Genomic DNA, 8,516 nt, shown 5'->3' with positions numbered 1-8,516 from the left:
CTATTTAAACTAATGAGTATTTATAAACTAATTGAAATAATACCTGTTGATATTAATATAAATATTACTGACCAAACAAAAGCAGAGAAGGTGCTTGTTAAGTAAACGCCATAAGCAGGAAGTTTTAATAACCCTGCACTAAATGGTGTTAAATAACGAAATACTGCCAAAAAACGAGAAATAAAAAGGATATAAACCGTCTTCTTTTTTAATAAATTTTGTATATGAGAAATTTTTTCCTGATAGCGAGTTAGCCATTTTTTAAGTTTAGGAAAATAATAAATTGAACGGCCTAGTTCATAACTTAAAACAGACCCTAATAACGCGCCTAAACTTGTTGCAAACCACAATAATATTGCAGAGTGATTAGGTAAACAGGCACTAAAAATCAAAATTAACATTACAGAGGCGGGTGGCAAAAAAGAAGAAATACCAATAGTGGATTTACCTGCTGTAAGTAATGCTACTGAAATAAATAATATAGCAGGAGATAAATTACTTAATGAGTTTATTATAGAGTGAAATGTTTCCATTTATATATCTCCAGCTAATTTAAAAATAAATAACAATTAATATTAATGGTTTAAATTTATTTAAGGCATGTTTTTTACATATTAACTGAATTCTAACATATAGAATGATTATTATTAATGATGATTTTTACAGTGGTTAATAATTAATTAATCTAGATAAGGAGCCCTTAAATGATTAAGCAAATTTTAGGCTATGCAGCAAAGTCGCCGACAACTCCTTTAGTACCTTACCAATTCAGTATCCGAGAATTGCGTGATAATGATGTCTCTATCGATATTGCGTATTGTGGTGTTTGTCATACAGATTTACATCTTGCGCGTAATGATTGGGGAGGCAGCATTTATCCATTAGTCCCCGGGCATGAAATTATTGGTTATATTTCTTCTGTTGGTAGTAAAGTGAGTCGATTTAAAGTTGGTGACTTAGTCGGTGTTGGTTGTATGGTTGATTCTTGCCAACAATGTGTGCCATGCCAACAAGGTTTTGAACAATATTGTGAAGAAGGTTTTACTCTGACTTATAATAGCTACGATCGTCGTGATAATAAGCTGACACATGGTGGCTATTCTCAATCTATTTTATGCCCTGAGCATTTTGTTCTTCATATTCCCAATAATTTAGCACTTGAAGCTGTTGCACCTTTATTATGTGCAGGAATTACGGCATGGTCACCTTTACGCCAATGGGGTGTTACTAAAGGGAGTAAAGTTGCTGTTGTAGGCTTAGGCGGGCTAGGGCATATGGCCTTAAAATTAGCTTATGCTTTGGGTGCTGAAGTAACGTTGTTTACTCGCTCAAAGGATAAAGAAGCGGACGGCAGACGATTAGGCGCACATCATGTCGTATTATCAACCGATAATGTACAAATGGATGCAGTAAAAAACGAATTTGATCTTATTATAGATACAGTTCCTTATTCTCATGATATTAATCCTTATTTATCAACATTGGCTATTGATGGAACGTTGGTAATTGTTGGTTTTGTTGGTGAAATTAATCAAACCATTAATACTGTCTCAATGATCTTCGGTCGTCGTTCAATTGCAGGCTCATGTATAGGTGGTATAAAAGAAACACAAGAAATGCTAGATTTTTGTGGCAAGCACAATATCACCGCAGATGTTGAGGTTATCGATATTAAAAATATTAATAAAGCCTATGAGCGAATGCTAAATAGTGATGTGAAATATCGCTTTGTTATTGATATGAAAACATTAAAAGCTGGGTAAATATGGATATTATTGCTTTTAATGTTAGTGTGAAAATAGTGTGATATTTTAATGAGGAGCCATTGATTTAACGATATTGCTAAATTATGGCTCTTTTTTTATTTAGAAAACGTTTTTTTGCTAATAAGCATTTTTGCCCATTCTTCAGGATTGTTTTCTAAAGGAATTCCTAGCTTTTTACTGAGTGAATAAAGCGTCGGTGCAGGGATATCTGTAAGCGATTGCAATGTTGTATCCATTAATACATGCTCAGGTAAACCATCTGCAATTAATTTACCTGAAGATAAATGAATAACACGCTGAAAATGGCGAGCTGTAAAGTCAAAATCATGACTGATTGCTAATACTGACGTTCCTTGCTCTTTTTGTCTTTCAAGCCAATGTTCAAAACAGTTAAGCCAATATACATCAAAATCACGAGTGGGCTCATCAAGTAGCAAAATAGACGGTGAAAGAATACTAATACTCGCGACAGCAACCATTCTGCGTTGTCCCACATGTAAATCAAGTGGATGTAAATGTGCCACATCACTTAAACCACATAATGATAATGTTTCGTCTAGCCGTTTATTTATTTCACTTTTAGCATACTTTCGCTGTTTTAAACCAAAGGCAACTTCTTTTTCTACACTGTTATAAAAAATTTGACGCTCAGGCTCTTGAAATAATACGCCAATATACTGAGCTCGTTGTGAGGCCTTTATTAAAGATAAAGATTGGCCATTTAATCGAATATCACCGTGATGAGGTGTTAATAAGCCGGCAAGAAGCCGTAATAATGTCGATTTACCTGCTCCATTATCGCCGACTAAGGTTATCCATTCGCCTTTTGCAAAAGTAAATGACAGATTAGAAATACAAGGTGGAACATCTTCATTCCAACGATAACTTACGTCTTCAATCTGTAACATAATATTCCTTAAATGCGTTTAATAATGCGGCGTCATTATTCACAATATCTTTAGTCCAATAACCATTTTTCACTAACCAGCCTAATACTTTCCAAGCATCAGATGTATTTATGGTTGAAAAAATAAAAGGGAAAATATCTTGTAATGAACCTATTACTTCAACTTTGCCTGCATTTAATAATAAAAAACGTTTACTAAGACTAATTGCAGGTAATAAGTCACGTTCAAAGATGATTACGCTACATAGGTATTCTTTTGAATATTGTTTGATGCGTTGTTGTAATTGTTCTGTCGCTATTGGGGTTAAACGGCTAAAAGCTTCATCAAGTAAGAGTAATTTAGGATGCATAGCAAGAGCGCTGGCAATCACAATTTTTTGTGCTTCACCTCCTGAAAGTGTTGCTGGATGACGAAAACGTAACGCTTCACATTGCGTTAATGAAAGAGCTTCTTTTACTCTAAACTTAATTTCATTTTCACTTAGCCCTAAATTTTCTGGACCAAATGCAATTTCTTGTTCAACAGTAAAAGCACATCCTGAAAGTTGTAATTGAGGTGCTTGTTGCACTAACTGGCGACCTGGTGCAAGAGAGACTAAACGATTTTTGTCTAATTCAATATTTTGTACAATCCCCACACCTTGTGTTGTTCCTGTTAATAGATCAGGAAACCAACCCGCTAATAATTGAGCTAACAAACTCTTACCACTGCCATTACCACCAAGAACTGTCAACCATTCGCCTTGTTTTAATTGAATATCAAAAGGGCCAATAATGGGATTATTTTCGCCTTCAGGGGTAAAACTAAATTGTTGCAGATTTACCACCATAGCCAAATACCTCCCTCAAATATGATAAGTATTAAAATAATATATCGTACTATTTTTTGAAAACGACTATCAGCTGGTGGAAAGACTGTAGTGCGTTTAGCAATTATTCTAAATCCTCGCATATCAAGAGCAGCACCTCGTATTGCTAACTCACTTAATACATGGCTAATTAGCGGTAAAATAAGTGCGGGTAAATAAATAATGCGCTGGCAGAAAGTACCATCAAGTGGAACACCTCTTGCTAGTTGAGCTTCTTTTATATTTTGTAATTGTTGACGTAATTGTTCTGAAAGTAGCAGTGGCCCTGCTAATAAATATGAAAGGCTCATGGGTAAGCGGCTGGCAAATAACGCTCTAATAAATTGTTCTGTTGGTGTGTATTGCAACCATAATTGTGCACTACTTATTATTGCTAATAATCTTAACCATAACGCAATAGCAATAGGCTGTTGGCTAGTATTAAGTGGCAAACCGGTTAACCAATATGCAATCCAACCACTATGAACAAGCCATAAACCAAGCGCCATAGGTAACATAAAACTAACAACAAAACGCCAGCGCCAGCGAGATGTTTTCCATATTAATAAAGTAACAAATGTCCCAATGCTGATAATATATAGTGGCATACTTAAAGATAAAAAAATCACACTAGCACTGAGTAATAACCACAGCATCAGTGATGTAAACGGGTGCATTATTAATGCACCTTTGCCATTAATGGGAAATTACGCTGGGCCCGTAGAGGTAATTGTCGTACTAATAACCAAGCGATAATCGCAGACAATATTTTATCTGCAAGATTCGCACCTAAAACAGTAATGGCAACCGATTCAATAAGGTTTTCACCCATAGCATGAAAATAAGCAACAAAAAAGTCTGCACCACTACCAGTTGCCCCCGCAAACAAATAAGTTCGAATAGGAACGGCGACCAGCATTAATGCCAATGTAATAATAATTCCAGAGCCGATAACACGTATTAATGAACGAAAACCACCTGTACGAGCTAGTAAACCAGCAGTAAATCCAATAATCATAGCAACAGGCGCAAATGCGGTTGCTATAGGTCCAGTTATTAAGCTCCATAATAAATTGGTTAATAAGCCAGAAAAAAGAGCAACCCAGGGACCACCTAATAATGCGGCAATCAACGTACCAATAGAATCTAAAAAAATAGGCAGTTTTATTGTTGTGGCAATTTGGCCTCCGATCATATTAATGGCAATTGAAACGACAATAAGTACTAAAGTTCGGCTATTGATAGATATAGTCATAATTCAAGATCCTTAGAATCAAAATATTATTATTGTTTTATAAGAAAATTATTATTTATAGATATTGTTCTAGATCGTTGTACGTTGAGAAATCACCAATTCATCATAGCCTGAATATTGACAATATTGACGTTCAAAGACAGTTTGTTCCAATTCTCCAATAATAAGCTCTAGTGTGGTTCTTACTGTACATCCTTGTAACATATGCCCGCCACACACCATGCCATTTTCATCTGAAATGGATAAATGTAGGTGTTCACTTTTTGAATCTAAAGTACCAATAAGGGAAACAATTTCAAATTTCCCTGTCATTTTATGAAGTTCATCACGACCTGCGAAACGTAGTACGACATCCGTTAAACTTCCTACACAGCCTGCAATAAAAGCAGATTGTAATTGATGATTAATGATAATTTGGCGTATTGCTGAAATAACATCTTCATTAGGACGTAATCGTGCTGCAATAAAACGAGCATGAGATGTAGGAAGTGAAGTTAAAAACATGATTATTTTCCTGACATTATAAAAATATTATATTAATTATGGTTATTAGATTCTGGTATCAGCAAGTGGTGAGTAAAGGAAAAACTTTATACACCTATTTTGCGTAAAACTAGTTGGGGGTATTATCGGCAGAAAAAAGAAAATAAGGAATAGACAGTAACCTTTTTTTAACAAATAAATTGTTTTTAATCAAAAGGAGGTAGGAAGTGTGAAGAGAAAATGCGTTAGAAAAAAAAGGATGAATAACAAGTATTCATCCTTTATCGCTTTGGCTTTGTATCACGTAAAAACTAAATGATTAAATTGTAGTTAATATGTTCCATTAATTTAGCGTTATCACGATAATCAACAGGGATTGCTAATACTGCTGGACCATCAACAGCCATTGCTTCTCGTAACACAGAACGAAGTTGAGAAGCACATTCTACATTAAAGCCTTTTGCTCCAAAGGATTCAGCATACATTTTGAAATCGATTGGACCAAATTTAACACCTGAAGGGCGTCCATACTTTTTCTCTTCCTGCATTTCGACCATGTTATAAGCATTATCAACCCAGATAATATGCAAAATATTGGTATTAAGGCGTACCGCAGTTTCAAGTTCCATAGAAGATTGCATAAATCCACCATCACCAGAAACAGAGATGATTTTATCTGAAGGACGAACAAAAGAAGCACCAATCCCCCAAGGTAATGCAACCCCCATGGTTTGCTGACCATTAGAGATAAGCATTTGTCTTGCTCTAAAGCTATATAAATAACGAGCAAGCCAAATATGAAAGCTCCCCATATCAATACACAGCGTAACATCATTATTAATAATGTCTTGCATCTCATGAATGATAGTTAATGGATGAATAGGGGAACCTTGTCTAAAATAGCTATTTTGTTGCAGAATTTCACGCTGCTGATGAATTTTTTCTAGAATGTTTTTTGCTGAGCTTGATAATTCTATTTTAGGCGTAGAATTCTGTTTCAATAAATCAGTAAGCGTCTCAAGCGTTAGTTTAATATTACCGGTTAACTCTAATGCAGGGCAATATGCTAAATCTATCTCAGCTGGAATTTCATCAATATGAATAATTGTTGAATTATTGTTATTCCATAAGGTCGGTTCATACTCAATAGGGCTATAACCTAAAGTCACCACTAAATCCGCTTGTGAAAGTAGTTCATCACCAGGTTGGTTGTTAAACAGACCTATACGTCCTGCAAATAGTGGGAAATATTTTTCTGTTATAGCCCCTGCTGATTGATACGTTCCTACAATTGGAAGAGGGCAAGTATCTAACAATTTTTGAAATGCTAATGCATTTTCAGGGAAGCTTGCTTGAAGTCCAATTAAAATAACCGGATTTTTTGCTTGAGAAACCATTTTTATAGCTTCTTTTATCGCTTCACTACTGGCGCCACCTATGTTTGATTTTGATTTAGGGATCAGTAATGGGCTTTCAACAGGATTATTCAAAATATCCATTGGAAAGGTAAGGAAAGCAGAGCCCGGTCTACCTGATTCTGCATGGCGAAATGCGTTAACCATTGATTCAGAAATCGATTGTGCAGAATCGATTTCAGCACAGAATTTCGTAATAGGGTTAAACATAGAAACAGTATCCATGCTTTGATGTACTTGTTTTAGTCTATCCGCTGATTTTACTGAACCACCAAGAGCAACCAAAGGGTCGCCTTCTGATGTTGCTGTAGCAATCCCTGTAGCTAAATTTGAGCAACCAGGGCCTGATGTCGCAATAGTGACACCTGCTTTCCCTGTTAAACGTCCCACTGCACCTGCCATAAATGCAGCATTTGCTTCATGGCGCACAACAACAGTTTCAATTGTTGAATCAACGAGAGAATCGAACACACGATCAATCTTTGCACCAGGAATACCAAAAATTTGTTTTACACCATGTTGCTCTAATTGTTTGACAATTAAATCCGCGCCACATTTCCAATGTTCAGAACTCATAAAAACCTTCTTTAATTTCGCAAGTGAATAATAAGATGGGTTGATAATTTTATAAAAGGCTATTCGTTTCAGTTTTCAGCTTGCTGAATAGCCTGATTAAGATCATCTGGCATTAAATTGGCTTCTAAAAAAGTTGATTGGCAGGGGAGGTCAATGGTAAAACGAGAAATAACACCAATTTGTAATTTACCTTTTTTTAGTTGGTAGTCGAGAACATGGCCACCACCTTCACGTTGTTCATTAATATAATGCTCATGAAAACCAGCAACATTAATGCCTTGTGTAAATTGCGGTGAACGAAAACCAGCGATAAGACCTGTCTCGTTGTTAAAGGTAAAAATAGGTTGATCTTCAATCGCCTCTAGCATTGGGCGATAAGGTGGCTCTTGACGAGGTACTGTGCGCGTTTTAACGAGATCAAATTCACCTTCAATTTTGATAGAACAGAATAAATTATCTGAAGGGACGTATTGATTAATTATATCGTGTACTTCTTGTTGCGTTGCAGTGTGAGAAAAATGATGTTCTATATCAGGCTTGAAAAATGTCATGACTGCAAAAGGGGATTTTTGAGAGTGTTTTGCTGTTCTCGCGCTACCATCAGAGCGTAATTGGAAAACATTACTATCAAAAGCAACTAATTCCCCATCAAGGTGATTAAAAGTACCTAAACCAAAATCACCATGTTTTAATAAATCACTAATTGTTACATCGCTATCATAAACACCGGCAATCAAACTACTCATTAACGAATTTTGATATACCGTACATTCAGGGTGGTTCTTAATGTAGTTATTTAAAGAATCAACTATTTCCTGAGCACAGTTACAGTGAGTAACTTTATGTTGACTACCTAGCGCGTTATGTTCTGTCTTGGTACTCATAATAAAAACAATCCTATATTGAGTGGCGATGATCAATTCTCGGTCATCCCTTTAATTATTAGCACCAATCATAAGTTTTTCAAATGGTTTATTGTAAGTTTTTTATTTTTTGTTTATTTTTTCGTCTCGGTGTTTTTTTATCTATATGATAATGAACTAATTTTAAATAATTTATTTGTGTTTAAAAAAAAGTTTAATAAAGACTACTATTATTGATTAGTTATCATGAAGTATCTTTAGCGAGATAATTATATTTTGTTAAGATTATTCTTAAAGGTATGTCAGTAGAATAAATAAGCCAAAGTAAAATAAAGTGTTCGATCTTTAATTTATTGATTTTACTTATTATTACCTAATTATTAATGATTTTTATTGAGTAAAT

At 35.0% G+C, this 8,516-nt stretch carries 9 protein-coding genes; 1 reads left to right on the top strand and 8 read right to left on the bottom strand.

The window, feature by feature from the left end:
* Positions 1–20: 20 nt before the first annotated feature.
* Entirely contained in the window at positions 21–533 is a 513-nt protein-coding gene (locus M983_RS01200; protein WP_066745807.1) for a DedA family protein, read from the bottom strand.
* Positions 534–704: 171 nt separating this feature from the next.
* On the opposite strand from M983_RS01200, the gene M983_RS01195 reads away from it, so the two are divergent.
* Positions 705–1,763 carry an NAD(P)-dependent alcohol dehydrogenase gene (locus M983_RS01195; RefSeq protein ID WP_066745804.1) on the top strand — a complete coding sequence of 353 codons (1,059 nt, stop codon included), beginning with the start codon at positions 705–707 and terminating at the stop codon, positions 1,761–1,763.
* 98 nt (positions 1,764–1,861) lie between these two features.
* Here the strand turns inward: M983_RS01195 and M983_RS01190 are convergent, their stop codons facing one another.
* The 7 genes from M983_RS01190 to budA form a co-directional block, all read right to left on the bottom strand.
* On the bottom strand, positions 1,862–2,674 hold the full coding sequence (locus tag M983_RS01190; RefSeq protein WP_066745801.1) for an energy-coupling factor ABC transporter ATP-binding protein: 813 nt from the start codon (positions 2,672–2,674) through the stop codon (positions 1,862–1,864).
* Positions 2,661–3,503: an energy-coupling factor ABC transporter ATP-binding protein gene (locus tag M983_RS01185; RefSeq protein WP_066745798.1), complete on the bottom strand. Its 843-nt coding sequence runs from the start codon at positions 3,501–3,503 to the stop codon at positions 2,661–2,663. The genes M983_RS01190 and M983_RS01185 overlap by 14 nt, the downstream gene beginning before the upstream one ends.
* Positions 3,494–4,198, bottom strand: coding sequence for an energy-coupling factor transporter transmembrane component T (locus M983_RS01180; RefSeq protein ID WP_066745795.1), 705 nt, complete (start codon positions 4,196–4,198; stop codon positions 3,494–3,496). Before M983_RS01180 ends, M983_RS01185 begins: the two co-directional genes overlap by 10 nt.
* Positions 4,199–4,200: 2 nt before the next feature.
* A complete protein-coding gene (locus tag M983_RS01175) occupies positions 4,201–4,776 on the bottom strand; it encodes an ECF transporter S component (protein ID WP_066745792.1) in 576 nt (191 codons plus the stop codon).
* 69 nt (positions 4,777–4,845) lie between these two features.
* A complete protein-coding gene (locus M983_RS01170) occupies positions 4,846–5,280 on the bottom strand; it encodes a PPC domain-containing DNA-binding protein (protein ID WP_066745789.1) in 435 nt (144 codons plus the stop codon).
* Positions 5,281–5,570: 290 nt separating this feature from the next.
* Entirely contained in the window at positions 5,571–7,250 is a 1,680-nt protein-coding gene (gene alsS / locus M983_RS01165) for an acetolactate synthase AlsS (RefSeq protein WP_066745786.1), read from the bottom strand.
* A 68-nt stretch (positions 7,251–7,318) separates the two neighbouring features.
* Positions 7,319–8,134 (bottom strand): acetolactate decarboxylase, encoded by an 816-nt coding sequence (budA, locus tag M983_RS01160; protein WP_066745783.1) that lies wholly within the window; start codon positions 8,132–8,134, stop codon positions 7,319–7,321.
* Between the last annotated feature and the right edge of the window lie 382 nt (positions 8,135–8,516).

Source organism: Proteus myxofaciens ATCC 19692, from assembly GCF_001654855.1.
Taxonomy (GTDB): Bacteria; Pseudomonadota; Gammaproteobacteria; order Enterobacterales; family Enterobacteriaceae; genus Proteus; species Proteus myxofaciens.
The sequence above is the reverse complement of the archived record's forward strand: the minus strand, read 5'-3'. Positions and strand labels throughout refer to the sequence as shown.